The following is a 26,686-nucleotide window of genomic DNA, read 5'->3' as shown; positions in this document are numbered from 1 at the left end:
CAGAAGAAAGCCAGAAAGCGTTAGCAGAATTGCGATTCTAGTAAGGTTTTTAACTGTTACCGGAATATTGGTAACTATCATATGTACGAAGTGCTCGACGACACGGCGGCCCAAGTACTCCTCGCCATCGAGAGTGGCGACTCCATCCGCCGCGTCGCCCAGCAACTTCACATCCCCTACGAGACGGTCAGACAGGCAGCCAACAGGCTCGAAGCGGCAGGCTACGTCCACTACGACAATGGCCTGTCCGTTGTCGACGACAGCGTGCGCGACGCAGCGCGTGAGTTGATCACGGCAAGCGCCGGCGTGAGTCCGCCAACGATCGAGGAGGCGTACGTCATCCCGCAATTCGGGGAATGGCCGTTTGCGTTCACGCGAATCGACGCCGTCTACGTGTGGACCCAGGGCGGCTACCAAGTCAGCCGCGATCCCGACGACTACCCGCTGTTCATAGCTGTTCGCGAGGAAGACGTCGACGCGTGGGAGACGTTCTTCGCATCGTTCGGGCTGCCAACTGCCTTCGAGCGCCAGTCCAGCGACGAGATCGAGGGCTCGTTGCAGATCGTCCTCGACCCACAGCCCTCACTCGAAATCGAGGATGTGGAAGGCTATCCCGTCATTCCGCGCGAGGACACGATCGAGTACATGCGCGACCATTACGCGCAGTTCCAGTCGGCGCTTGCAATGCTCGACCGGATGTACGAGGACCTCGACCTCGGTGTCGCCTACCGGGAGACCGAGCGAGTCCGGTCATGAGTTTCGGCAATCGGAGTGACGCACTCATCGAACTCCTCGAAGACCTCACTGAGAGCGACCACCGATACGTCCTTGTCGGTGGCTATGCCGTCTCGGCGTTCAACGCGCGCTTCTCGACCGACCTCGATATCGTCGTCGCCCCGGACACCAAGGCGGAGTTCGTCGCGTTTCTCGAAGCGCACGAATTCGAGGAAACGGACAGCCACGCCAAGCGGTGGTTCTACGATACGGAAGTCATCGAGTACGAGAAACGACTTGCCCCGCAGCAACCGATCGGCTTCGATTTGCTGGTCAACGGCCTCGGCTGTCGCCAGACCGAGGCTCAGTGGTCGTTCGACTATCTACACGACCACAGCCAAGAACGGGAGGTCTCTGGTGGGACGGTGGCGACGACCGCCCGAGTCATCGATGGCGCGGTACTCGTGGCAGCAAAGCTCCACAGCGGCCGCGAGACGGATCTCCGGGACGTTCTAGCGGTCGCCGAAGAGATCGATCTGGAGACGGTCACACCCCACTTGCATCGGGGAGACGAAGATGCCCTGCGAGTGCAGCTTGAGTGGGGGTTAGAGATATTAGAGAGTGACGACCTCAAGCATGGCTACCGGAGTGATTTCGGGGCATCGGCGGTCTCGACAGAGACGGTCACAGCTCTTAAACAGTATCTCTCTGAACAGGTCGAGCGGCTACGATAGTGGATACTGTGTAGTCAGGTTGTTGTTTGGTCCGCCCCGTCCGATCCATAGACCGTTCACTCGCGACGGTGGTGTGTCTCTGTGAGGCAGGCCATTCGATTTGGAGTTCTAGACTAGCTGTCTCCTCTGTGTCTCTCCAATGCTCCTGAGTACGCTCGCTTGAATCTCGAATATTTGATGTATCACGAGATCGTCACCGTTGAAAGTTCGGTCCCCGTGGTCGGTTTCGGGTCGAACAGTGGTCTCTGCTTGCGATGTCCATCGAAATACTTTCCGGTCGACGCGGCCGACGAACGATACTGGTTCGGACAGAGGCGTCGCCAATCGCGGGGCGGCTCATCGGTCCTGGGTGGGTCCACCCCACCCGAGGCACGTTCCGGAATCCGTAGTTCTATAGCAGCTGCTCCGTCCCTTTCGGATATCATGACGAACGATGTTACCGTCCACGAAGGGATCACGTACGCCGATCGCGAGACTGGCGAGCTGAAACTCGACCTCTACCTCCCGGAGAAGGAGAACCCACCACTCGTCGTCTACGTTCACGGCGGCGGGTGGATCGCGGAGACGCGCTCGAATATCCCCGATCCCGAGCAGTACGCTGCCGAGTGGGACTGTGCGATCGCCAGCGTCAGCTACCGCCTCCAGGAAGCTCCCGATGGAGCAGCCGTCGAGGAGATGTACGACCCGACGAATCCCACTCCACGAGGTCACTTCCCCGACCACTTCGTCGACGTGAAAGCCGCGATCCGATGGCTTCGCGCCCACGCTGGCGAGTACGGCTACGACACCGACAAGATCGCCGCGTGGGGCTCCTCGGCGGGTGGGCATCTCGCCTTGCTTGCGGGTGTCGTCGACGATGTCACCGACCTCGGTGATGCTTTCGCTGACGAGGTTGAGCAGACCGTTGCCCCAGAGGAATCCGGTGCCGTCCAGGCTGTCGTCAGCTGGTACGGCGCCGCCGACTTCACGCTCGTCGAGGACGATGTGGAGGGACTTATCCCACTGCTAATGGGCGGTCCCCAGTCCGAAATCCCCGAGCGGTGGGCACAGGCTAGCCCCGTCACGCACGTCACCCCAGAGAGTCCACCGACGCTGTTGATGCACGGTCGCGAGGACGAAGTGGTCGCTGTGGAACACAGCCACCGCTTTTTCGATGCGCTAGAGGAGGCCGGCGTGAACGCGATCTTCTACGAGTTGCACGACCTGAATCACGTCTGGGTCGAGGATGTCGAAGACATCGAGTCCGAGCGCGTGGCGATGGACCTGCTCGCGGCGGACCCGACTCACGCCCAGTCGGTGTACGAGGCGACACACGTCGAAGCGGGTGGGTCGCCCGACCCCCTTCTCGCGGATCTTCCACCCGCGGGGCCCGAGGCCATCCAACAGTTCCTTGACCGAACCATCCGGTGAACTCGTCCGTGACGAAGAGAGTTGCCCCCAGCTCGGCTGCAAGCCAGATCTCCTCGAATTCCCCGCGATCGAACCCTACAGGGCGCATCTGGGGGGCGTGAGCGTTCTCTTTCTCGCGAGCGTCGATGTGCAAGCTCTGTGCATGCGGCGAAACCGTTATGCGTCTATGTGCAAAACTTACACACGAGATGAGCGCAAGCGACGATCCGCGACGGGTTCACTTCCAGTCGCCGGAGTATCTCGTCGATCGTCTCGATGCGATTGCGGAGCTCTTCGATACGGATCGGACTGATCTCCTCGTCGAGGCCATCCGTGAGTACATCGAAGACACCGCCGATAGCGAGACGTTCCGGGAGTTGGTCGCGACGAAGTACTACGACGACCAGCTCGAATTCGAGACGGTCAAGCAACTGGTCGGTGCCGAGACTGCCCAGCGGCTCCGCCTCCTCAAAGCGGACCTCGAAGACGAACCACTCGATCTCGCTGCCCCCGACGATGTCGACGTCTACGATGGCGACGCGACGACGGTCGACACTGCAGACGACGATCGATGAGCAGGCCACGGCTGCGAACGGTCGTCGCCGACACCAGCGCGCTCGTCAGCCTCGCCGTGCCTCGTGCGGACACAGCTGTCGCTACCGACGTTCCGGACCCGTTCCAGTATCTCCTTACCTCCTGTGAGGTATTCGTGCCACCGGAAGTCGTTGCGGAGCTGCGCGACATCACGCAGTATCAGGATATCCACGCTGCGGCTGCGAACAACGTCCTCTCGGCCCGCAACCATTACACCGTCGACGATCCGTACGATCGCGACGAGACGCCTGGCTCCCGGCCGACGTTCGGCCTCGACGACGGCGAAACCGACGGTATCGTTCTCGCGAACGCCCTCGATGTCGATGGATTTCTCACCGACGAGTTCGGTGGGACGAACTTCCCGCTGATCCACGCCGTGTTGCAGGGGCCGCGGATCGTCCCGACACCGCGGCTCGTCGTGGACTACGCCCGGAACGGGCATCTGACCGCGGAAGAGGCTCGAACGCTGATCACGACGATCAGCCCACATCGGAGCTGGGAGAACAGCCCCTACGTCACGCAATTACTCCAGCACCTCGAACCGTAACCAGTACGGGAATTCGTCTGACTGGAGAATGAGAGTTGATTCTCAATGACCAAAGAGACACACCCACCCCACTGGTTCCGCTGTTAGTCTCGACAACATAGCTTCACTTCTGTTGGAAGGGGATGAGTTAGCCAATGGGATGTCTGACAGACACCCCTCTATCGATGTGTTCTGGCAGACTGCTCCAGAGGGGCACACACCTCTATCGATGTGTTGTGCCCACCCCCTCAAGATTCGATAAGGGCTGATACTAATTCGGTAAAATCTCCGGATATGGCGCTTCTTCTCATCATTTACAGCGGAACCAGTGGGGTGGCGGCATCTCCTGAGTACACTGGTCAGGATCGACTGTTCGCTTGTACTTTGAGGTCACCGAGATTTCGCTCGACGAATCCTGTCTCCAGATACTCGATGAATTCCGCTTCGCTCGGTCCGGCCCTATTGGCGAGTTCCGCCCGCTCCGTTCGATCCAGAATCTCTTCGACGAACCGGATACAGTGGTTCCCGTGGCGCCTGCGTCCGGGTCCCGCCCAATCTTATGTAACAGTCCGCTTTCTGGGATGGCCAATTGTTACATAAGACTAATCGCACGCAACCGAATAGCCCCGTGGGCAGAATCTGGTCCGGCATCACTCGTTCTCGCGGCGCTCCTTCGAGGTGCGGGCGCTGACGGACAACAGGCGAGCGCTCGCGTGTGTTTTGTTTGCGCCCCCGAGGGGCGGGGCGCATCCTCCGGAGGCGCCTCTGAATTGAGTCGCTACTCATGAACTCAACTGATTCGTCGGTCTCGTTCGAGGAGGCCGACACGCGAGACGCCGAGATGCACAGTGCGATCGACGAGTGGATCGACGACCTCGTCGCAGCCGTCGACGAGGCACGGGCCAGCCAGCAGTTCCAGGAGTGGCTGGATGTCCAGCAACGCTTCCACGACTACTCGTATCGAAATACGCTGCTCATCAAACAGCAGTGTCCCGAGGCGACGAAGGTTGCCGGGTATCGGACCTGGCAGGAAGAGTTCGACCGACACGTCAAGGAGGGCGAGTCGGCCATCTGGATCTGGGCACCGATCATCACGACGCGGTGTCCCGAGTGTGAGAACGCCCCAAGCTACCACGAGCAGATCGACTGTGAGTACGACGAGACGCCACCCGAGGAGTGGTCGAACGGCTTGGTCGGGTTCACACCCGCTTCGGTGTTCGATATCACCCAGACCGAGGGCCAACCCTTGCCGGAACTGGAAACCGAGGCGACTGGGTCGGCTGGCGACCTCGTCGGTCGGTTGGTCGACATTGCAGACGCGGTCGGGGTATCCATACGTGTTGTCTCTGACGCGGCGTGGAGTCATGGAAATGCCGACGGTGTCTGTAAGTGGCCCGATGGACAGGACGAGCAGCCGGTCGTCGAGGTTCGGGATCGACCGGAGCGAGCTGCAGTCGCCGGGACGCTCGTCCACGAATACGCTCACGCACTGTTGCACTCCGGGGAACTCGACGAGGCCGAGCGGGCCAAACGCGAGGTCGAAGCGGAAGCGGTCGCCTATATCGTCGGTCGCCACTGTGGGCTCGATATGAGCGGGTCGGCGTTGTACCTGGCAGCTTGGGATACGGAATGTGCAGACGCGATCCGTGACCGGCTCCAGCGGATCAGCCGGACGGCGGCCGACTTGATCGGGTTTCTGGAGGGGTGATCCCGATGTCGATCCGGAGCCGGTGGAGGACCGACACTCCGAACGGGGCTTCGCCGACACGAGCTGTGTCCACTGGCGCCAGTCCCTCTCCAGTGAGAAGCGATCCGGTCGCTCTGAGACGTTCACCCGGTCGGGGCACAGATCGAACGCGACCGGCCACTCGCCCGAGACGCGACGGGCCAGTCAGCGCCAGCCGGGAGCCGCGGCACGGACAACACTGGGTGGTACCACCGTGTAGAAACCTTCATACGGCGCGTGTTCCGAACCGGTGGTATGCAAACGCCGACGGGTAGCGAGGAGCCAACATCGACAGGTCGGGTGAAATCGTTCGTCTCGAACATGGGGCCGTCGTGGGTCGCCGGCGCGATCGCCGCGGGCCCGGCGACGATGGGATCGCTGATCACCGCCGGTGGCGCCTTCGGGTACGAGCTGTTCTGGATCGTCGTCCTCTCGGCCGTCGCCGGGGCGTTCGCCCAGTATCTCGCGATGCGGCTCGGACTGCTCACCGAACGCGGTATCGTCGGCGTCGTCACGGACCAACTCGGGGACACCTGGGCCTGGCTGCTCGTCCTCGACGTGGTGGTCGCGGCCGGGGCCGCACAGCTGCTGATCATGAAGACCGTCGCCGGCGTTTCGGCGACCGTGACCGGCATCGACAGCCGTCTCTGGGGCGTCGTGTGGGCGGGCGTCCTCGCGGCGGGGCTCGCCACTCGGGGCTACCGGTTCCTCGAAGTCGCCGCCAAAGTCCTCGTCGGTGGCGTCGTCGTCGCGTTCGTGGCATCGCTGTTCGTCGTCCCGATCGATCCGACCGCGGCGGTCGGCGGACTCGTTCCGTCGCTCCCGTCCGGAAGCGCACTGGTCGCAGCGGGAATCCTCGGCGGCGCCGTCCACATCACCCTGATAACGATGCATTCCTACACGATGCGAGCACGCGGGTGGACCGTCGCCGACTCCGATCTCGCGACGTTCGACGTGGTCGCGTCGATGCTGGTCGCGTTCGGGACCTACAGCGTCGCGATCTACCTCGTCACGGCGAGCGTCCTCACCTCCGGCGATCTCTCGACCGTGGAAGCGGCACAGGCGCTGGGGCCGCTCGCGGGTCCGTTCGCGAAGTCACTCTTCCTCGTCGGCCTCCTGGGCGCAGCGGTCTCGACGCTCGGCGCGAACACGATCGTCCCGCCGTTCCTCCTCGCGGACAAACTCGGCTGGGAAACGTCCGTCGAGGACGACCGCTACCGCGGGCTCCTCGTCGTCGCGGCGCTCCTCTCGGCCCCGGGCGCGTTCATCGGCGGCCCAGTCCTGAGTCAGCTGGCGCTCGTGCTCGCGATCGGGACCGTCGGAACGCCGTTCGCGATCGCGGTCGTGCTGTATCTACTCAACTCGTCGGCGGTCCCCGAATCGAACTCGCCGCTCGCGAATCTCGCCGGGCTCGCCCTGCTGTTGGTCTCCGGAACGCTGGCGGCGAACTTCGTCAGGGAGCAGGTCGCCGCGGGGATCGGCCCGCTGTCGGGGGCGATCCTCATCTTCGCCGTCGTGCTGGGACTGGGGACGGTCGGGATGTTCGGGAAGTTTATTCGTCGGGAGGGGGCGCCTGCGTGACCGACCTGGGGTTCCCGCTCGAGGGGTCGACGCTGATCGTCGGCCCCTCCCAGGCCGGCAAAACGCAACTCACTGCCCGCGCCATGGAGGCGTGGATCGACCGGGAGGGGACAGCCGATGTCGTGCTTCTCGAATTCGGCCCGGAGTACGACCGCAACGGGACCGTCCTCGGTCGACGGCTCGAACGGTATACGGACATCCCGTCGGACGTCTGGGTCGGGACGGTCGACGCGCACGCGCCTCGGGCCGAAAGCGTGCACGAAGCGGAGTTGCGCGAGCTCGCCAGGGAGAATGCGATGGCTGCGGCCGACCGGCTCGCGGACGCGCCCGCTGCTCCCGCCGCCGTCTTCGTGAACGACGTCACGATCGGATACCAGCACGCGGACGGGGCGGTCGAACGACTGCTCGACTACTGTGACACTGCCGAGACGGCCGTTCTCAACGCGTTCGAGAGTGACGAACTCGGGACGGACGACCCGGTTTCCGCTCGGGAACGCGATGTCGTCCAGCGATTGCGGACGTGGGCCGACCGAACGATCGCGCTCGAGAGCTGATCACGGCCCCGGACGGCCGACTCCTACCGACCGCAGGGCCGTCACCAGCCGCTTCATCGGAATCGCTGTTATCCGAACACCGACCCCGGCCGAATGGATCCCACCGGAACTGCAACAGCATTCGTAGCTTCACAGCGGAAATTGCGTGAGGTCACACCGCTGACCGGCGGAACCGTGATAATTCACTCAGCAGTGAATCCATACAAGCGTCGATGTTTCTGGAGGAATTTGACCGCTGGATATTGAGATTCGTTGGCAGGGAGGTGAAGCGTGGTTCCTTCGAGCTCACTGAACTCCGCGTAGCCGGGCTGGTCTGGTGCGTCTGTGACGAGCACCTCGTACTCGTCGGACATCGAGAGCCACCCCGAGTCGAACGCCCAGTGATGGAGCTTGCACAGGGCAAGCCCATTGGGGACGATATCTCGACCGCCAGCGCCCTTCGGATAGATGTGGGCAGCTTCGACTTCCGGGGTGCCATCAGGAGTGGTTCGGTTGCGTCCACAGATCGCACAGCGGTTATCGTAGGCTGCACGGACGCGTCGTCGGAAGGCTGTATCACGCACCCGGCGACGCTGTTCGACGAACCGTTGCTCCTCGTCGGTCAGGGTGGATGTATCGATGGCTTCGGGTGTAGGTGGTTCGGTCTCGTCAGCGTGTTGGGTCGGCTGGATTCTCGTGAATGCGCGGCGTCCGCGGTCGGTGAGTTCGTATGCGCCGTCGTGTTTCTCGACGTAGCCGATTGCCAGGAGCCAAGTGTAGTGCTTGATCGCGACAGCATCGTCGGGTTGGTAGTCGACGTATGCCTCGGCGAGGATGGTGTCAAGCTGGTCGAGTGGGATGGGGTCGGCTGCTAATCGTGCGAGAAGATAGTCGAAGCCGATGACCGTCGCCCGAAGTGCATCGAAGAGGATCTCGTATTTCCGCTCGCCCGGCTCGTCGAGCGCAGTGAGGAATCGGTCACCAGTCTCGGTGAGGTAGACAACACCGGTCGCTTCCGGGAGTGAGATGAGGCCGAGATCTTCGATAAAGGGAACTTGCTTGTCGAAGGTGGATTCGCGGGCGTCGAGTTCTGTCTCGAACCATGCCCGGAGGTCGGTTTTCGTGGGCGCCTCGGTCGAGATATACTTGCACATCGCGACGAGATTCGCGAAGCGGTCGCTGGCGCCCCCGAGAAAGCGGACTGCTGTCGGGTATCGGTCGTCTTCGTCGACTGTGACTGGGTAGGCAGCGAAGATCGGATCCGGAGGGAGTTCGTCGGTTCGTGAGTTCTTCCCATCCTCAGGCGGCATGCTCTGTGCATGTGGAGATTGGTGAATGAAGATTGGGGATCTGTTGATCCATAATGGATTCAAAGTGTTCACGAATGACGATCTACCCGTTTCCGCTCCGCAGTTGAGTGTCAAAGGTCACACGCCAAGTGCACCGAGACGATCCGCGACGAACCCTTGATTACCCCATTCACTCAATCGTCATCAAGTAAGACTGTGGCCATCGCGGCGTATATGTTCCCATTACCAAACCAACCCAAGCACTACCCCATGATTTCCAGCATATGACATGGTAGCTGCATCCCCATCGGGTTCTCAGGGAGAATTACGACACTAATATGGGCATATTATGTCGTTTCAGGTTGTTTGAGTACGTTTTGCTTCGATAGAGTCGTAACCACATGGGTTAGTGTGAAAATGCGACGGTTTTATGTATGTTGTTGGTCTTAGGTGTAGATATAGATGACAGATGCGACGTCTCACACGAGGGGACTGAAGGCGCACTTCCCCGCTAAGCAGTCGGAGAATCGGATGTACGGGAAGACTGCCACAGACATGGCGCTCAACTCGAAGCTGATGACGATTCCCCGCGAGGCCATCCAAAACACGGACGACGCTGGTCTGGTGGGTGAGACGCCGAAACTCGTGTTTCGGTTCGAGACGCTCGAGGGAGATGTCCTAGAGAAGTTCCTCACGGCTATCGACTGGGAGGAACTGCGAAAGCACATGGAGGCAGTTGCCGAGACAGACGACTCCATCGGCATTGAGGAGGCCCTCCAGCAGGTTCGTAACGGTGCGTTGAACGTTCTCGTCGTTGAGGACAAACACGCCGAAGGCCTTGACGGTGCCGAAGACTCGAAGAAGACGAACTATTCTTCGTTGGTCAAGGACTTCGGTATCACGACCAAGGAAGGTGACCAGGCCGGGAGCGAGGGTGTCGGATCCTCCATCTTCTACGGATTCAGCGGGTTCAAGACGGTGCTGTTCAACACGGTCCCGGCGAACCTTGCAGGCGGGGAGACGCCGCCACGTCTGGTCGGACGTGTTGACCTGCCCGACCACGAATTACGTGGGAAACCCTACAGTGGGGACGGGTGGCTCGGCGTCGAAAGCACGGGGTACGACCGTCCGGTCTCGGCGTGGAGCGAAGCCGCCGAAGCCGTCGGCGAAGACCTGAACATCTCCCGGCCGGACGAGCCGGGCACTTCCATCGCCATTGTCGGGTTCCGTGAGCCAACCCGGAGCACGAGGTCGCCGGACGAAGTCGTCAACCGGCTGTACGAGGCGACGGCCCAACACTACTGGCCAGCACTCGTTGACGGCAGTATCGAGGTGTCCGTCCAAGGCCCGTCGGACCCGGAACCACGGCCAGTGGAGCCGAAGACAGTCCCGAAAATCGCACCGTACATCAAAGCTTACGAGCGGGTAGCGTCGGCCGACGATTCGTTGGATGAGGAAGGGACCGTCGTCACGAGCGCGATACCGTTTCAGGTGCCGCCACTGAAAGGCGGGACGACGCACCCGGAAAGCCAGCTTCGGCTGGTTGTCCGGAGGCCCGACGAAGATGACCCCAACGCCTTCCGAAACAAGGTCGCATTGTTCCGGGGAGCACGGCACGTCGTCAAGTACCGAAAGTACGGCCACGTCGCGCGGACGGCCGGCCAGGACTTCGTTGGGCTGCTGCTCGTCGGGGGTGCCAATCAGGGTCTTGGAGAAGAGCTCTCGGACGAGAATCAGGCTGCAGAGCGGTTCTTCCGGGACGCAGAGCCCGAAGAACACGACAACTGGACGGACGGTACCTCGAAGCTCGAGAATCGCTACGAGGGGGACGGCCTGGACCTCATCAGGGACTTGCTCCGTAACCGAGTACAGGACGAACTCCACGACGTTCTCGCGACCGCCAAAACCGACGACGAGGACCGATTGCGCAACGCTGGGAAAGAGTTTCCCTTCTTCCCGAACAGTCGGTCCGGGTCCGGTGGACCCGGTGGCGGTGGTGGCGGTGGTGGGTCTTCACCGTTTGAGGAGGTCTCGAGCGAGAGCCACTTCGACGGCCGTTTCCACCACTACGACGGGAAGCTCGTGACGGCCGACGCCAGTCCCGGGAAGTGGAAGGCAACGGTCGAAATCGAAGAAGTGGACGGCGCCAACCGAAAGCTGGACTCGGTTGACGTCGCGGGCGTGGACGCACCGCTCGCGACGCGGGACGAGGTCGTTGACGGCGTCGCAGAACTGGAGTTCCCGGCAGGCACGCGGACCGCCGAGTTCAACGTGGAATCGGTCGAAGTCGGCGACGGTGGTGACCTTCTAGGTGGCGGACAGACACGGCTGAAAATCGGCTACGACTTTGACGAGGACGACGAGGAGGATGACTCATGAGCAACTCCCTCCAAATCGACCAGTTCCCCTACCGGCACGCGGGAGAAACGCTCGGTTTTGCTATCGAAACGTACGACTTGGACACCGGTGAGGCAGGTGAGCCCGACGGGGAACAACACATCTCGTTGCCGGAAGAGTCTGGCTGGGAGACCGGTGAGCTCTCGGTGAGAGTAGCCGTTGACGACGAGACTCTGGAAGAGGTGTTCCCGGCGACGGAACCGAACGCCGGGGCGCTCGTCGTCGTGGGTTACTGCCCGATGAACCACCATCGGTTCGTCTCGGTGCTCGCGAAGCCATCGCTCACGGCTGGATCCGTGACCAGGACTGTCGAGTTGACGCACGAGGACCTGCGCGGTCGCGTGACGCTCACGCCGTATCTCGTACGGACTAAAAAACGGGACGATGGAGACGACTACGCACACCGCATCGGGAACAAGCTGGCGTCCGGCCCCGCGTGGGTCGTGGACATTGACGAGCCGTCGACAGGACAGTCAACCGACCTGGACATCCGAACGAAGTCGTTCTCCGAGCCCGACTTCCCGGCGAAAGAAGCGAACACGTGGTACGTCGACATCACCAACTCGGAGAGCCCGAAACTCTACGTGAACAAAGATCACGCGTACCTGCCCCCGCTGATAGACGAAGACGCTACGCAGACGTTCCGAGGCAGGGTGCGGTCGGTCGTGCTCGACACGATCGGGATCCCGATGCTCGTCGAGTTCGTCGTCAAGGCTGCCGAGCTGGCGGTCAACAGTGGCGAAATTAAGTACGAGTGGCAAGAGCGGATGCTTACCGAGGTCTGCGGTGATGTCTTCGGTGACGACCCCGACCCCGACGACATCGAAGAGATGCTGAAGCCGGGTAGTCTCTCGGCGACGCTCAACGACATCGAGAGCGCCGTCCAACGCCGCCGGAGTCCACACGAGAACATCAAGCGCCTCCTGGAGCTGAATACATGAGCGAGAACACACTCTACAAGCTGAACGAAGACGCATCGACCCTCGTCACCGAGGACTTCCGAACCGGTGACGTGCAGTACTCTGATGCCCGCCTCAAAGCGTTCCGCGAAGCGACCGACCTAACAGCAAACTTAGACGCCCTGGAGCAGGTCATCGACTGGGTGCTGGACGAACAGAGTCCCGTCAAGGAGGGAACGTCGGAGATAGAGGCCGCCGTCGCCCCGGCGGTCCGGAAGTTCATCGATATCCCGCTCCGTGAGGCGGGCGACCCCACGCTGTGGCACTGGTTGGCAATCGCCTGGAAGCCGGAGTTCGTCCGGTACCGGTGGCCCTACGACGACTCCCAGCGGACGGTCACGTCCATGAACGAGAAGTTCTTAGGCTCAACGCAGGATCTGTACACCAACGCGTTTTCGCGCATGTGGTTCATCGCCGAGTTCACCTGTGACGGTGACGACTACTCGGTCACCGAGGCAGTGTTCAAACAGCAGTACCGCGTCAACCGTATCTTTGACCGGATGGACCTGCGTCGGCCAGCGACCGGGCTCGCGCTCAGCAAAGTTGCGATTGACGAGGACGCCGACGATGATCTCTTGGAAGAGACGGCCAAGACGGTGAGTCACCAGTGGTCAGTAACCGCTGAGGAGTGCCTCAAAGAGGACACCATTGAAGACATCGTCGGCGAGATACACAAACGCGTGGAACGGAGGACCACATGATATGAAGATGGTCGTCGACATTCCAGACGAGTTGGTCGCCCGTGTCCGGACAGCCGTGGCTGACGGAAGCTACGACGACCCAGAGCAGTTCTTAGAGCTCGCGCTCCGGAACCAACTGGAGATGGAAGAGTCTGAGCAGTTGTCGCTGCCGTCGTTCGGCGAAGCCGTCGGCGGCGGGCGTCCAGAGCAACAGGACCTCCTGACGGCTGCAAACGAGACCAAGTCGGAGGTCAAAGAGGCAAACGACTCGGATACAACCGACCACCTTGAGGATCTCTCGTGGCGGTCGTTCGAGGTTCGGACCGTCGCGCCGCCCGACGAGTCCCGACTCGACGACGGCCCCCTGTGGGGCCAGTATAACCGGTTATTCCCAGTTAAACTCGTCGTCCGACGGCTGGCGACACTGCTCACGGATGGTGAAAAGGAAGGAGTTTCGTATAAACGCTTCAGAGAAGAGACTGCGGCCACCGCCCGTGGATATGGATTGCGACTCGAAGAGATTGACGACGTCCAGGACCGTGGACGTGGAGAGAAACTTGCCTCGGCACTTCCGACGAGCGATAAGACAGACCGGTCGCTAGAACGTTTCAAGACCCATTTTGTTGGGCAGTTGGAGACAAGTGGTGAACTGACTGGTGCCGCGCCTGATCTTCGGTTTGTGGACATCCATCCAGACGAGAAGACGTTCGGCCTCACCGAGGCAGGGATGGAGTTTGCTTCGATTCGGAACCCGTTGTTGGACGAGGACCTCGAAGCCGATCAGTCCCTCTCGGCGAAAGAGAGGGAGTTCTACGTCGAGCACGTCCGATCGGCGGTGACCGAGGAGTACGAGGCGATGCAGTTCCTTGCGGACGCGATCATGGAAGGCGTCAACCGGCCGACGTCGCTCACGGAGAAGGTCGCAGAATTGAACCACAATTGGTCGGAGTCACAGGCCAAGACGGTCCGCTCGGGCCTTGTCAGCCGTATGGTTGAGTTGGGGCTCCTGTCTCGGCATCGCGTCGGTGCTCGCGGGACTGGCTATGACGTGACCGACGAGGGGAGGGACTTGCTGCTCCCTCAGATCGAATGAGCTTCTCTCGGTCGCGAGTGAGCACTTTTGTGCGGACGTGAAATGTGTAAATAATATAATTTTATATATAAACGAAGTCAGCACTGGCTAGTTAAGGGACGTTGAGAAGCGAGTAGGTTGTATTTAATGAATAACCACACATCAGCCGAGGAGGTCCTGAACCAGACAGTGCCCGCTTTCACGTTGACTAAGACTCACTGATGACCTCATCACGGATCTCCGCGATCAACTCAATTGCCTTCGGGTAGTCAAGCCCCTCCGCACAGACGACCGTGAGCTTCTCTCGAAGTCTCGTCGTCGTCTCGCTGACGATCTTCGAATTCGACACGTCGTATTCCTCTATCTCGTCTTTGTTGAGCACGTCAACGCAGGCGTACGTGATCACGTCGTAGCGAGCGAACCATCGGTCTGCAACGTCGTTGGCAAGTTCCTGCATTTCGAAGATCTCCTCTGTACGAGAGTAGTCGTCGCCTTCACGAGTTATCTCTGCGATCCACCACAATCGGTGGAGCGCGTTCGAGTAGATGTCTTCTCCACCCTCAAGGTACTTCTCTCGGACGTTACTGACGTGTCCCCACCGATGCTGAACTAGTTCGGGATATTCGACGACAGTCAGGTAGTGCCAGATGCCCGTAATAGCGGCTTCCCGTCGAGTCAGATCGAGCGTCTCGTGGACGGTTTGTGCGAGAGCCTGGTCTATCTTCGCGTCCCCTTCTTCGAAGTCCTCTTGGACTGCTTGGACAGCCTCGTCTAGCGGCGTTAGATCGACTTCGATCCCGGTGTGATTCAGATACGGACCGAGATCTTCTTGGGTCAACTCTTCGTCACCGCTCAGGAACGCTTCGCCGACCAAGGCCTGACCGCCCTCGTCTAACTCCATCAATTCAGTCATTGTGTAGGCCCTCCTGGAAGAGATCGACAGCACGTTGCGGGTGGTCGATGCGGCGTTGGATCGCCAAGTCGACACGACGAACGAGCACGTCTAGATCCTCACCCGAGTTGGCGTCGGTCGCTATCTTTCGACGGAGTTCGTCGGTCTCGTCGATATCTGGGTAGAGGTCGTCGTCAAACAGTTCGACGACTTCCTCTTGCCACGGATATCTGGCCTCGCCCGTCTCTTCGTCGATATCGTTCGCCGCTCGGAGGAGTAGTTGCTGCCAGATCGACTGCTCGATGTAGTCGTATAGGACGTCACGGAACCGTGGATCGGCGCCTCTCGTCCCCTCGTTCTGGAGGACGTCGACGAGGCGACCGTGATTCGCGTTGAGATAGAGCTTGGGTGTCGACGGGTCTTCGAAGTGGAGATAGTGGAGGTGTTCGCCGTCGGGGAAACTGTCGTGTCTGTCGAACGGTTCGATACGTGGATGTAAGAAGCCGCCGTCGTCGTCGGTTTCGTCCACCTCTAACGTCCACGAAGCCGTCGAGGCCAAGCGATCGCCTGCTCTTCCAGCGTAGTCTGCGTCGTCCGACTGGTGTTCGGATCGAACCAGGAACGGTTCGATCTCGACATCACCTCTAGACTCGGCTCGCTCGATCGTGAACGTGAACTCGTACTCACCCTCCCCGTCGACGTCGATCCCGATGTCCGTTTCGGAGATACGCCGTCGAAGGATCGTCTGGGTGCATCTGACGGCGATCACGAGTTCGATAGGTGGATCTTCACGTTCGTGGTGTGGGAGCGTCCCGTTCAGCACCTTCTCCGGAACGACGACGGTCCCACTCAACTCGGTCTCGTCCCACTGTGGGACGCTCACGACAGAGACCCGCCGATCCGACTGGACGACTTGGACACTATCGGCACTCTCGTCAACGTCGTGATCCCCGGTCACCTGGACGGAGTCGATCTCGAACTCCAGAGCGTCATCGAGGTAATTGTGAGGGAACCCCTCACTGACGAGGCGGCCTTGCAACTCCCCACTACTCATCGTCGGTCACCTCCACAGGACGGACCGTTCCATCGACGTTCAATCGAGTCTTGACACCCAGTGGGTCCGTCTCAGAGTGACCCGCGAGCTGGATCTCGTCCTGATTCCCGTCGACGCTGAACACGACGACTTTCCCGTTCTCTCGCCGTGACATCGCACATCCCGACGGGACCTCGTCGAAAGTTCCGATCGGGACGAAGTCGTCCTGCATCTGCCGTTCCTCTGCCATCCGCGGTAGCGAGATTTCGACTTCGACGAGTTCGTAGTCGTCGTCTGCTGGCGTGACGGTGGCCGAGAACGACCACTGCTCAGAGTCGTTGTTCCGGCGGATGTCGGCATCACCGTCGATTTTGGCGGCCCCATCTGGCTCCTCGGTCGTCCCCTGATTCGTCAGCGGGAAGCGATTCGCGAGCCGTTGTGGACCTCGCATCCCACGGTCAAAGTTCGGACCGACGAAGTCACTGATCGCTTCCTCTACGTCACTCTTGAGGTCATCGATGGTGCGTTTCGTCCCGCGCTTGTAGTCGTCTCGTGTCGCGTCGGTCTGTTCCCAGTCGTCGTGGGCTGGCGGTTCTGCGTCTTTTAGGAAGTTCTCGACGTCCGTATCGTCACTCGTCGGATCTTCGTCTTCTAACCACGCACGCGCTTCGCCACCTAGCGTGACGGCGTGGAAGTTGCGATTGCCGTGGACCAGCTTGTTGCGGTCCCAGTAACGGACGACCATCCCTGCGCCGCGGATCAGCGCGACGTTGTTGGTGTAGCGCTGCTCGTCTTCGACCGTCAAACGGACGGCGAGCCCCACCTCACCGTCGTCGGTCATCTCCGGGTCGTCGCCGTTCTCTCGGTCTGGGATCGAGATGTCGATCGACTCGGTTACGACATCACCCGTCTCCTCTAGTTCCTTGACGCACTCGGACTCAAGACATTCGATGTACGGTTCGACATCGGGAACACGGTCGATCGTTCCTTCGTACGTCGAATTCGAAGTTTGTGCCCGCACACGAAGATCCCCTCGCCAGATCGCCGGCCAGAACCACTTGACTGCCTCGTCACGGATCTCTTCGGCTAGCTCCTCTGTCCCACGCGGCTCTTCCCTACTCGGGTCTCGGAACCCGACGACGGTTACACTGGTCCCCGGCGTTTCGTGGTCCGGTCTCGAGACGTGCAGAGAGTCGGCTAACGACGCTGCTTCCTCACCCCACAACGACGCGGGCGGTTCATATTCTCCTTCACACGTCCGAGTGTCGCCGAAGAACCCCTGCCCGTTGTGGCGAGTCTCACCCTTCCAGTGTTGCGGGAGTTTCGTTCGTCCGATGAGTCGTGGTGAGTCCGGACGCGGATCGTTCTCACTCAGTACCGAGGTAAACAGGACGGTGGAAGTCCCGGAAAAGATCCGGAGTACGGCCTTTCCGAGACCGAACTTCCCACCTGCAGCTTCTTCCTCCTTGTTCGACTCGAGACTGTCTCGGACGAGGGCAGAGAAGTTCGTACTTCCTCTATCTGGACTGTCCTCGTCGGGACCGGTCAGTCCTTGAGTGTGCTTATCTTCGACGGTCAAGAGTCTGAGGGAGTCCTCGTCCTCAACCTTCTCTGCGAACCGTTCGATCCGCCTAGCGATCTGACTGTTCTCTTCGTCCGCTGCGCTCTCGACTTGGGCTTTCCACTTCTCCCACCGAAGTGCCGTCTTGAACTCCGACAACTCGTCACCAGTGAGTTCTTGGATATGAAAGTCTACTTCGACTGGATCGTCGAGATCCGAGTACGCCGCATCGTTCGCGTTCTGCAGGACCTCACGGACGAACGTCTCAAGTTCGCCCTCCATCGTGAACTGTGTGAGGTCTCCACCTTGTCCGGCCCCTCCCGGTCGGAGATCGGGGAATACCCAATCAACCTCGTCGTCCTGCAAGATGTCCCTACCGCTCACGATCCTCACCTTTCGTAGAATTGGAAGAGACGACATTCGAACGACGCGACAGATCGGTACTCGGCGATATCGAAACCACGGTACCGTAATCTGCTAGTTATACTGAGTGTTATAACTTCCGAACATCCTGGCAGTCTGAACACTCGAGTCAGAAGTCGGTTACCGTCGCCTGTCTGTCCGACCACTCCAGGAACTCTTGGATCCGGTTTCCGACGACCTCGCCGAGTTTTGGGGGGACGGCGTTGCCGATGAGCCGTCCGATCTTCCTGATCTTGACCTCGTCAATGTCTTCGGTAAAGCGATAGTCCTTCGGGAAGGTTTGGAGCAGAGCACCCTCTCGGAGTGAGAGCGCCCGGTTCTGCTCTGTATCGTAGTGGCCAAATCGCCCACTACCTAGGTTGTAGAACTGTGTCGTGATCGTCGGTGCCGGATCTGTGGGCTTCATGCGGCCGTAGACCGATTCGTACGTCTGACCGCTCGCTTTCTTATGACAGTCGAGCTGTAGACGTTCGGGCCAATCTCTCCACGTACCACCGGGCCTCGACTCGCGTATCCGCTCCAAGTTCGTCTCAGAGAGGTCACGTGCACTGTGGAGCCAGTCTTCTCCCGATCGTTCACCTGCCCGTAATTGGGGCAGGTCGTCAATATAGTCACGGACACTCGGGTAGTTATCCGGGTGAGAATTGATCGGATCCCCGAGATCGATACGACCCTCCCTGGAGGCGAGTACTATCCATCGACGGCGGGTCTGTGGGATATCGTACTCGGGACAGTAGACGCGCCGATCTTCTTCCGGATTGAGGTTGTATCCGAGTTCGTCTAAGCCGTCGACGAAGTCTTCGTAGACGTCGGTGTTCCGGACCTCGTAAACGTTCTCCATGGCCACGAAGTCGGGCTCTACGTGCCGGACGATCTCAAGGAACGCGTCAAGCATCCCGTACTTTTCGTGTTCGGAGCTGTCCGAGCCGTGGGTGAGTGGCGAAAACGGCTGGCAGGGTGCACAGCCGGCAACGAGTGTCGCGTCTGCTTGCGAATTCAGATACTCCCCTACTTTCTCGGGCTCGTCTCTGGCGAGCTCGCCGATATCGTATTCGACGAATTCGGCATCGTTGTTGTGTTCGTACGGGAACTCACAGTCCGGGTCGACGTCGAGACCAGCTTCCACCGTGATCCCAGCCGCTTCCAACCCGTTCGTCATACCGCCAGCGCCACAGAAGAGATCGACGGCAGAGACGTGCATCTGATCGTCTGGTACGTAACGCAGGTGGGGGTTAAAGTATTTCTCCAGCAGGAAAACGAGAGGAGACAGCGAGAGAACCGTGATCTTCCGCTTCGAGTGGTAGTTTCGACATCTTAGCCGACGAAGAAGATCCCCGTCGAACGAATCTATCTCTCCTGATAGTATTCGCAATAACCGTTCGCGAAACACTCGGAACATAGTGGTTCTGGCTGGCAGATAGCCGCCCCGAAATCGAGTAGAGCGAGGTTGTAAGTCCGGGGACGATCCGTAGAGAGGTGTCGATCGGCAAACTGCCGTCGCTCTGTCGGACTATCGGGCCATTCGTCACCGAAGACTCGATCGTAAACTCTCTCCACGTTTCGGTCTAAAATGGGGAGTGGTTCACCATGTGCGAAGCAGAGAGTGGCGTTTGCGACGTACGGTCCGACTCTGACGAGGTCGGTGAGCTCGTCGACAGTCTCTGGTAACGTGTCGTGCTCGTCCGCGATCTGTTTCAAAGCATCTGACCGCATGTTGTAGAACCCGAGCGGCTCGATCACCTCGGCGAGTTCACTCTCCTCGGCCTCTTCGATAGCTCCGAGAGAGGAGAACCGATCCAGAAATCGAGGATAGACCGTAGCGACGTTCTCCGCTGGTGTCTGAGTGAGAAAGAACTCTGCGACGAATACTTCGTACAGCGAGCGGTCGGGATCTCGCCACGAAAACTCACGGAGGTTCTCTTCCGCCCATTCCAGTAACTCCGACCTGAACCGTCGTGCTGTCGACCCGTCCATGGTACGTTGGTCGTGCTCCTCCAGTATTCAAAATTCGTCCAGTGTCCGGTTGTTCTCGAACGCTCGTTCGAGGTCTTTCTCCTCGTCGTAGTTAGAATAATCTCGACGGCCCTCGGCGACGCCCTGCTCCTCTTCGTAGATCTTCAGCCAGGCACGGCAGAGGTGGTGGATGTACGGGGCGGGAATACAGTTCTTCGAGAGGTGCTTCTTCGGATAGGACTTCACTGGGTAGTGCTTCGCGGATGCCCACCACCGTTTCGACCGTTCCGAGAAGAAGAACGACGATGTCTCGGCGTTCTTCTCGGGACCGTCGTCACCCCAGAATCGCTTGTGCCTGGGTGGTTGTGGAACGCGGAAGGTCGTCTCGAACGCCCGCTCGTACTCGATAGGGAGCCCGAACATCCGCCCGTTGAGGACGATAGGATCTTTCAACGGAGCCCTCGGAACGTTTTCGATCACGTAGTGGTCACAGTACTCCCGAGCGATCTCACGGGCACTGGGGATCATGTCTTCGTGATCGTCGGGTTCGCCGGAGATACTGGTCGTATCTGCCCACTTCGAACAGACCGGGTGGAACACACCGAGGTCGAAGGTCACGTCGTCGGAGATGGGGAAGTGCCAGTTTTTTTCCGGGCCACTGAGATGGGCATCGGCTTTGATCGGGTGACTCTCGTTGGTGTCGCGGGGTGCGATTCCGACACGGATTACCGTTCCGTAGTTGGTCAGAACCTCACATTCGGTCCCATAGTCTGCGAAGCAGTGGAGAATCGTGGGTTCGTCGTCTCGCTCTGTGTTAGTGACCATTTGAATAGCCCCCCGACTCCCCGCTCGAGCGATCGGACAACCGTTCACGAATGATCGGAGGCAGAGATACAGAGACGTGTCTTCCGATCGACCGACGAAACATCCTACTCGAACGTCTTCTGTCGAGATATAAAAGGGCATCTTTGGGAACCGTGTCGGGTGTCCCGAGTACAGATTACCGTATAGAAACGATCGTCAATTCAGATGGTTCGACTCGAAGACACGGTCCCGTTTCGTGTACGAGACTGTTCTTCCTCAATCGTCGGCGATGCCACTCTGTACAGCGGGTGCCTCTGCACCGACGTGAGAGAGAATTCCTCTGCCGATGTGCTCACCCAGTAACGGTGGGACTGCGTTTCCGATCAACCGGCCAAGATTCTTGACGCCGACGTCGTCCCAGTCGTCGTAGAACTCGTAGTCTTGTGGGAACGTCTGCAAGAGCGCCCCCTCTAGGAGGGAGAGCGCACGATCTTGGTCGGTATCGTAATGCCCGAACCGTCCACTCCCGTAGTTGTAGAACTGTGTCGTGATCGTCGGGGCCGGTTCGTCTGGGGACATCCGGCTGTACGGAGCTTTGTACGACTGACCACTGGCCTTCTTGTGACACTCTGCGAGGAGATGCTCCTGGTCATCCTTCCAGACACTCCAATCTTCGCCAGGCTCGATATTCTTGATCCGTTCTAAATTCTTGTCGGAGAGTGTCCGTGCCCTGTGGAGTTTGTGATCGGGGTGTACTTCACCGGCTTCGGTCGGCGGCAGATGCCCTATCGTCTCGCGAACGGTCGGGTATTCAGACTCGTCTGTGTAGAGGGGCTCCGGGAGAGAGATGGGCCCCTCCTTCGATGCCATGACCACCCACCGCTTCCGCTTCTGAGGGATCCCGTACTCGGGACAGTACACGTTCTTGTTCTCGTCGCTGTTGACGAAGAATCCTTCCGCCTCCAGGAACTCGATGAACTCCTCGTAGACCGGATCGTTCCGTATCTGAAGGACGTTCTCGGTGACGACCACGTCTGGCTCAACGTAGTTGATGATCTTCTTGACGTCCTTCAGCCGTCCCCATTTACTATCGTTCTGAGGAGTGTCGTCGTCCGAACGACCCATCGTAGAGTAGGGTTGACAGGGGGCGCATCCCGCGAGGACATCTAAATCGGATCCCCAGGGAAACATTCTAGCGACTCGTTCTGGATCTTGCGAGAGGGCTTGTATCTTCGATTGCTTGAAATCAGCGTCGATATTCTGCTCGTAGGGGAACTTGCTTTTGTCGTTCCAATCCACACCGGCGAGAACCGAGATGCCAGCCTGCTCTAGTCCGTAACTCAGGCCACCAGATCCACAGAAGAGATCTACTGCTGTGATATTCATGGAGGCAATTTTCGAGTGATCGTATATAAAATCACAGTACGATGGAGGGGGGTACGTCGATCTGTCTGGCGTATCACTTCCGGGCGAGCCTATTGTTCGCCACAACTATCCACTCAGAGAGTTCGAGAGCCAGAGGGCGTGCCCACGACCCGGAACAGTGATGAGGGTCGAGGTTCCCAGTGGAGTAAGAACAGACGGTTTCTCGACACATGAACACAGGCCGAGAACACTTAAATGACGACACTGAATGGTTCTTCTTCAGCGGTGGCCCCGGTTCCCCACGATACGGCGACGACCCGACCAAACACGCTGTCGATCACGATACCGAATCGTTCGTTCGCGAAGTCCTCCAGAACGCGAACGATCAGGGACTAGACAATGGAGAACCGGTAGAAGTTACCTTCCGTTTCCTCACGTTGACTGGAGAAGAGAGAGACCGATTTTTGGAGACGTTAGAGTGGAACAACGGCCTTCAGGATCGTTTAGATGCGGTCGCACAGACCGATCGTGGGCGTGGATACGACCGACTCCTGGATCGGATGGGCGATCCCGACGCAGAACTACGACTTCTCGTAGTCGAAGATAGCAACACGACGGGGCTCACCGGTGGATGGGACCAAGACTCTAACTACGCTGCGCTCGTCCGCGACGAACTATACAGCAGTAAACGAGAGGACAACGCCGGGGGGTCCTACGGCTTGGGGAAGTCCGTTCTCTGGACGTTCTCCGGCGCATCGACGGTTATATTCAATTCCCAACTTCCTCCAGGATCTGACGACGGTGAATCGCCGAGACTCATCGCCCGGACGAAGCTTCCTACACACGAACTACCAGGTGACGACACGACCTATCAAGGTGCTGGCTGGTTCTGTCGGCCACAACACACCGACGATGGCGTCCGGCCCGAAGCACTTCGTGGAGACGAGGCATCGAGACTAGCGCAACGCCTCCAGATCGATCGGCCGGCTGTCAGCGGCACGAGCGCGATGGTCGTCGAATACCGTGATCCGACACGTGACGTGCGACCGGAGATCGACGAACTGGCCGACGAGTTCGTCGAGGCCTCGGTCAAGTACTTCTGGCCGGCAATCTACCGTGGAGACTTACGAGTCACTGTCGAAACACCCGAAGAGACACGAGAGGCCGACGTAGACAACGTCCCTTCGATTCGGCCGTTCGTGGAATCGTACGAAGCACGATTCGAGGAGGGAACGACTCTCCAGAACCCCGGGGACGTGGCCGGACTCGACATCCCCGTCGATCTGCCACCTAGATCCGATGGCACGGAGACACCCGACGGCGAGGTCCGTCTCTCGTCCCGGCTTGCTTCGCCAGCAGACGACGATACCTACCTCAACAGGGTCGCACTGTTCCGCGGCGCGGGGATGGTCGTCAAGTACTACGATCAGAACCGTGTCGCGTTCGGTGACAGGAACTTCTACGGCGTCCTCGCTTGCGGGGAAGCGAGAGCAGACGGTCCGGCGACAGAGAGCGACCAGGAAGTCGATCGATTCCTACGGTTTTCCGAGCCCCCCGAGCACGACGAGTGGGAGTCGACGGAGAACCTTCGTGAGCAGTACCAGCGAGGATTCCGAACTGCCCTCGACGATATGTTCGGTACACTCCGAGATGGGCTTCGCCACCTCATCTCGAAGAACGACAGTGGTCGCGACGCTCTCTCCGATAGCGTCTTGAACCATTTCCCGATTCACGGTACTGGCGCCCCCCGTACAGTGAGTACGTCGGACCTCGGTCGAATCTTCGAGATCGATAGTTCGTCTCGCTTCGACGGAGATCGGTGGGTGTTCTCGGGCCACATCACTTCGAACGTCGACGACTTCGAGAGCTGGACTGCCGAGATATCGATGATGGGCGTCGGTGAAGACGGTACGAGGTACGACGACGTGCCCATCGAATCGATCTCGACCGATTCGGAGGGAGTGGAGACGACTACGGAGGATGGGACCGTTAGATTGATCGCCGACGAAACGTCGAAAGAAGTCACGTTCGAAGGGCATAGTCGGACGAAGAGTGAAAGCAATTTGCTTAGTGGTGAAGTCGGCGAGACACAGCTGGAAGTCCGAGCCGAACTCGAGACTACCGAAGGTGATCAGGCGTGACACGACATTCACAGCATCATCGAAGTACGACGTTACCGTTCGAGTATCGAGGCGGAGGCCTCAATTTCGAACTGGAGATGTACTCGGTTGACGGCAAGAAGCCTGTAGACCTAGACCTACTACCTGGGCAGAAGGAAATCGATCTTGCCCCGGTTCTCCAGCCAGACGAGGACGAGGAAGTCGGCAACTGGGATCAGGTTACGATCTATGGGCGGTTGACGATCCCGGAGAAGACCGTCAACGACGTATTTCCTGTATTCGAACGTGATTCTCCGCCTGCGAAACTCTACGTCGCGATCCGTTGTCACGACACCATCTACAGAGATCGAGCCATGATCTCGGAGGCGCCGACGGGCCCTGGAACGTACGACGTCAGTGTAATGTTGGAGAAAGATGATATCCGCGGCACTGTCGAGCTCTGTCCGTATCTCGTACGAACAGAAGATCGTAGCGGTGAGAAAAAGTACGCTGCAAAGTCGAATCTTCGACTGGCGAGTTGCCGTGACTATCGGATCATCGTCGATCGTCCGAAAGGAGAAGAGCCCCCGGCTATCGACGGTGAGGAAGCGAGCTTCTCACGCACGGCGTATCTTCCCGACGGTGACAAATTATACTATCTCGACTTTCGGAACGAGAGCCGCCCGAAGCTGTGGATCAACTCTGACCATCCCCGGATCACCGATATCCTCCAGAGTAGAGGATCCGTAGGGGCAGAACCACGGATGCGCGACGTCGTCTTAGACCAGATTAGCTACGGAGTCTGGACACAGTTGTTGATCCACGCGGGGACAGCCATCGACGACAACGGAGACGTCGAATACGAGTGGCAAGAGACCATCTTGGAGACCTTCGCACGGAATCTCTACGATGTCGAGGACCTCGCGGAAGCGACTCGGATGTTGCGCGACGAAATCGACGATCCGGGATCGTTGCCGTTCCTGATGGAGCGGATCGACCGAGAACTCCAGGAGTACATCGACCCGAGGACACAGCTCATCAACCTGATGGAAGAAGGACTGAGGATCTAATATGAGTGAAGAGGAGACCCTACGTAGACTCACAGAAGATGGCCGGCGGTTGGTCAGCGAACCGTTCCTGAAGGGTGAGGCAGAGATAGAGCAGGAGTCGATAGAAGAGTTCGTCGAACCGATTCCAGGGAATCCGACGGCCGACTTAGGAACGTTAGACGACGCGGTAGACGCCGCTCTCAGGGAGTATTCGGAGTACGAAACCGCTATCGACGGGGCACTCGCCCAAGATGTCCACCAGTGTCTGGATATCAACCGGCGTGTCGCCGGTGACCCGGGACTGTGGCACTGGTTAGCCGTCGTCGAATATCCCGATCTGGTCCGCCATCGCTGGAAGTATCGCTCCGAGGACGCGATGCGAGAGAAGTTCCTCGGTGCAGGTTCTGACCTCTACTCGAACGCTATCCACAGATTGTGGTGGATCGCCGAGTTGACGGCCGACGGGGACGACTACAGCCTGACCGAGACCGTATTCGCCAATCAAACGATGGTCAACAAAGTGTTCGACCGCTGGTTCGCACGATACCAGCCGGCCGTGGTCGCTATCTGCGACGAGCTGGCCGACGAACCGTCCCGTGTCATCGACGATGCGACCCGTCGGTTCAATCACACGCTCACGAACGTCCAACTCGAAGGGTTATCGGAAGAGGACGCACGTGACGTAGTCACCCAGATCATATCCGAAGTAAAGTCCGAGTAGACTCGCCAGTTTGGGTCGGTGAGAACGAGAGATTCTTCGCTTGGTGCACCGGGAGTAGCCGAGACTTGACCTCGTTCGAGTCGGTGTGGAGTAGCACCGTCTCACGGTTTCGAGAGGGACCGAACTCTAGTACTGATCTTGGACTTTGTCCATCTTGCACTGGACACAGAGGTCGTCGGAGACACAGGCGACGTTCCCGTACGGACAATCGTGAGCGTCTACGTCGACGGCAAGGCTTCGCATCTGGTCCTCCCACTCTACCACCCAGTCGTCAATGTCGATCTCGTCGGACGAGAATACGATCGTGCCATCTCGATCTTCGATCTTAGTAGCGACTGCCGACTCGTTCTTTCGTCGCACAGTCTCGATAGCCTCTCGATACGAATGGCAGACGATCTTTTCTTTGCTATCCCTGTCTCTCAGAACGTGTACCGTGAGTCTGCCGTCGTACTCTTCCGACGGCTCTAGACCTCCAGTCACGATTCGATATATGAATGGATCTATATAAAATATACTCCCGGGAGCTCGCTGAAACGGGCACGATAGTCACGTCGTGTGATGATTCGGTACTATTCGTCTGATCGGACGAATC

General features: G+C 59.3%; 24 protein-coding genes. 15 read left to right on the top strand and 9 right to left on the bottom strand.

The window, feature by feature from the left end:
- Positions 1 to 81 precede the first annotated feature (81 nt).
- From I7X12_RS12530 to I7X12_RS12495, 8 genes are all read left to right on the top strand, one after another.
- The gene (locus tag I7X12_RS12530) at positions 82 to 756 is read left to right on the top strand and encodes a MarR family transcriptional regulator (RefSeq protein ID WP_198060415.1); all 675 of its coding nucleotides are present in this window, start codon (positions 82 to 84) and stop codon (positions 754 to 756) included.
- Complete coding sequence (locus I7X12_RS12525; protein WP_198060414.1) at positions 753 to 1,448, top strand: hypothetical protein; 696 nt, start codon at positions 753 to 755, stop codon at positions 1,446 to 1,448. The genes I7X12_RS12530 and I7X12_RS12525 overlap by 4 nt, the downstream gene beginning before the upstream one ends.
- A gap of 423 nt (positions 1,449 to 1,871) precedes the next feature.
- The gene (locus I7X12_RS12520) at positions 1,872 to 2,858 is read left to right on the top strand and encodes an alpha/beta hydrolase (RefSeq protein WP_198063865.1); all 987 of its coding nucleotides are present in this window, start codon (positions 1,872 to 1,874) and stop codon (positions 2,856 to 2,858) included.
- Between the two features lie 188 nt (positions 2,859 to 3,046).
- Positions 3,047 to 3,412, top strand: coding sequence for a hypothetical protein (locus I7X12_RS12515; RefSeq protein ID WP_232342823.1), 366 nt, complete (start codon positions 3,047 to 3,049; stop codon positions 3,410 to 3,412).
- Complete coding sequence (locus I7X12_RS12510) at positions 3,409 to 3,978, top strand: hypothetical protein (RefSeq protein WP_198060412.1); 570 nt, start codon at positions 3,409 to 3,411, stop codon at positions 3,976 to 3,978. Before I7X12_RS12515 ends, I7X12_RS12510 begins: the two co-directional genes overlap by 4 nt.
- A 763-nt stretch (positions 3,979 to 4,741) precedes the next feature.
- Complete coding sequence (locus tag I7X12_RS12505) at positions 4,742 to 5,665, top strand: ArdC-like ssDNA-binding domain-containing protein (RefSeq protein WP_198060411.1); 924 nt, start codon at positions 4,742 to 4,744, stop codon at positions 5,663 to 5,665.
- A gap of 273 nt (positions 5,666 to 5,938) precedes the next feature.
- Positions 5,939 to 7,264 carry an NRAMP family divalent metal transporter gene (locus I7X12_RS12500; RefSeq protein ID WP_198060410.1) on the top strand — a complete coding sequence of 442 codons (1,326 nt, stop codon included), beginning with the start codon at positions 5,939 to 5,941 and terminating at the stop codon, positions 7,262 to 7,264.
- Entirely contained in the window at positions 7,261 to 7,818 is a 558-nt protein-coding gene (locus I7X12_RS12495; RefSeq protein WP_198060409.1) for a hypothetical protein, read from the top strand. The genes I7X12_RS12500 and I7X12_RS12495 overlap by 4 nt, the downstream gene beginning before the upstream one ends.
- Positions 7,819 to 8,000: 182 nt before the next feature.
- Here I7X12_RS12495 and I7X12_RS12490 read toward each other — a convergent pair whose 3' ends face one another.
- Positions 8,001 to 9,107, bottom strand: a complete 1,107-nt coding sequence (locus I7X12_RS12490; RefSeq protein WP_198060408.1) for an HNH endonuclease — start codon at positions 9,105 to 9,107, stop codon at positions 8,001 to 8,003.
- A gap of 441 nt (positions 9,108 to 9,548) precedes the next feature.
- Between I7X12_RS12490 and I7X12_RS12485 the strand changes: the two genes are divergently transcribed.
- The 4 genes from I7X12_RS12485 to I7X12_RS12470 are packed head-to-tail and all read left to right on the top strand — an operon-like array spanning position 9,549 to position 14,215.
- A complete protein-coding gene (locus tag I7X12_RS12485) occupies positions 9,549 to 11,465 on the top strand; it encodes a hypothetical protein (RefSeq protein WP_198060407.1) in 1,917 nt (638 codons plus the stop codon).
- Positions 11,462 to 12,424, top strand: coding sequence for a hypothetical protein (locus I7X12_RS12480; RefSeq protein ID WP_198060406.1), 963 nt, complete (start codon positions 11,462 to 11,464; stop codon positions 12,422 to 12,424). The genes I7X12_RS12485 and I7X12_RS12480 overlap by 4 nt, the downstream gene beginning before the upstream one ends.
- The gene (locus I7X12_RS12475) at positions 12,421 to 13,143 is read left to right on the top strand and encodes a DUF6339 family protein (protein ID WP_198060405.1); all 723 of its coding nucleotides are present in this window, start codon (positions 12,421 to 12,423) and stop codon (positions 13,141 to 13,143) included. The genes I7X12_RS12480 and I7X12_RS12475 overlap by 4 nt, the downstream gene beginning before the upstream one ends.
- Before the next feature lies 1 nt (position 13,144).
- A complete protein-coding gene (locus tag I7X12_RS12470; RefSeq protein ID WP_198060404.1) occupies positions 13,145 to 14,215 on the top strand; it encodes a hypothetical protein in 1,071 nt (356 codons plus the stop codon).
- A 187-nt stretch (positions 14,216 to 14,402) separates the two neighbouring features.
- Here the strand turns inward: I7X12_RS12470 and I7X12_RS12465 are convergent, their stop codons facing one another.
- From I7X12_RS12465 to I7X12_RS12435, 7 genes are all read right to left on the bottom strand, one after another.
- Positions 14,403 to 15,107 (bottom strand): DUF6339 family protein, encoded by a 705-nt coding sequence (locus I7X12_RS12465; protein ID WP_198060403.1) that lies wholly within the window; start codon positions 15,105 to 15,107, stop codon positions 14,403 to 14,405.
- Entirely contained in the window at positions 15,100 to 15,909 is an 810-nt protein-coding gene (locus I7X12_RS12460; RefSeq protein WP_198060402.1) for a hypothetical protein, read from the bottom strand. Before I7X12_RS12460 ends, I7X12_RS12465 begins: the two co-directional genes overlap by 8 nt.
- A gap of 223 nt (positions 15,910 to 16,132) precedes the next feature.
- A complete protein-coding gene (locus I7X12_RS12455; protein ID WP_198060401.1) occupies positions 16,133 to 18,064 on the bottom strand; it encodes a hypothetical protein in 1,932 nt (643 codons plus the stop codon).
- Between the two features lie 148 nt (positions 18,065 to 18,212).
- On the bottom strand, positions 18,213 to 19,475 hold the full coding sequence (locus I7X12_RS12450) for a DNA cytosine methyltransferase (protein WP_232342822.1): 1,263 nt from the start codon (positions 19,473 to 19,475) through the stop codon (positions 18,213 to 18,215).
- Positions 19,451 to 20,077, bottom strand: a complete 627-nt coding sequence (locus I7X12_RS12445) for an HhH-GPD family protein (protein WP_198060400.1) — start codon at positions 20,075 to 20,077, stop codon at positions 19,451 to 19,453. The genes I7X12_RS12450 and I7X12_RS12445 overlap by 25 nt, the downstream gene beginning before the upstream one ends.
- Before the next feature lie 27 nt (positions 20,078 to 20,104).
- Positions 20,105 to 20,881 (bottom strand): hypothetical protein, encoded by a 777-nt coding sequence (locus tag I7X12_RS12440; protein ID WP_198060399.1) that lies wholly within the window; start codon positions 20,879 to 20,881, stop codon positions 20,105 to 20,107.
- Positions 20,882 to 21,136: 255 nt separating this feature from the next.
- Positions 21,137 to 22,246 (bottom strand): DNA cytosine methyltransferase, encoded by a 1,110-nt coding sequence (locus tag I7X12_RS12435; protein ID WP_198060398.1) that lies wholly within the window; start codon positions 22,244 to 22,246, stop codon positions 21,137 to 21,139.
- 539 nt (positions 22,247 to 22,785) lie between these two features.
- Between I7X12_RS12435 and I7X12_RS12430 the strand changes: the two genes are divergently transcribed.
- From I7X12_RS12430 to I7X12_RS12420, 3 genes are all read left to right on the top strand, one after another.
- On the top strand, positions 22,786 to 24,366 hold the full coding sequence (locus tag I7X12_RS12430; protein WP_232342821.1) for a hypothetical protein: 1,581 nt from the start codon (positions 22,786 to 22,788) through the stop codon (positions 24,364 to 24,366).
- A gap of 77 nt (positions 24,367 to 24,443) precedes the next feature.
- The gene (locus I7X12_RS12425) at positions 24,444 to 25,394 is read left to right on the top strand and encodes a hypothetical protein (protein ID WP_232342819.1); all 951 of its coding nucleotides are present in this window, start codon (positions 24,444 to 24,446) and stop codon (positions 25,392 to 25,394) included.
- A gap of 1 nt (position 25,395) precedes the next feature.
- Positions 25,396 to 26,094, top strand: a complete 699-nt coding sequence (locus I7X12_RS12420; protein ID WP_198060395.1) for a DUF6339 family protein — start codon at positions 25,396 to 25,398, stop codon at positions 26,092 to 26,094.
- Between the two features lie 126 nt (positions 26,095 to 26,220).
- Here I7X12_RS12420 and I7X12_RS12415 read toward each other — a convergent pair whose 3' ends face one another.
- The gene (locus I7X12_RS12415; protein WP_198060394.1) at positions 26,221 to 26,574 is read right to left on the bottom strand and encodes a hypothetical protein; all 354 of its coding nucleotides are present in this window, start codon (positions 26,572 to 26,574) and stop codon (positions 26,221 to 26,223) included.
- Between the last annotated feature and the right edge of the window lie 112 nt (positions 26,575 to 26,686).

The sequence above is a fragment of the Halosimplex litoreum genome, from assembly GCF_016065055.1.
GTDB lineage: Archaea > Halobacteriota > Halobacteria > Halobacteriales > Haloarculaceae > Halosimplex > Halosimplex litoreum.
This window is presented reverse-complemented; position numbering and strand designations above follow the sequence as displayed.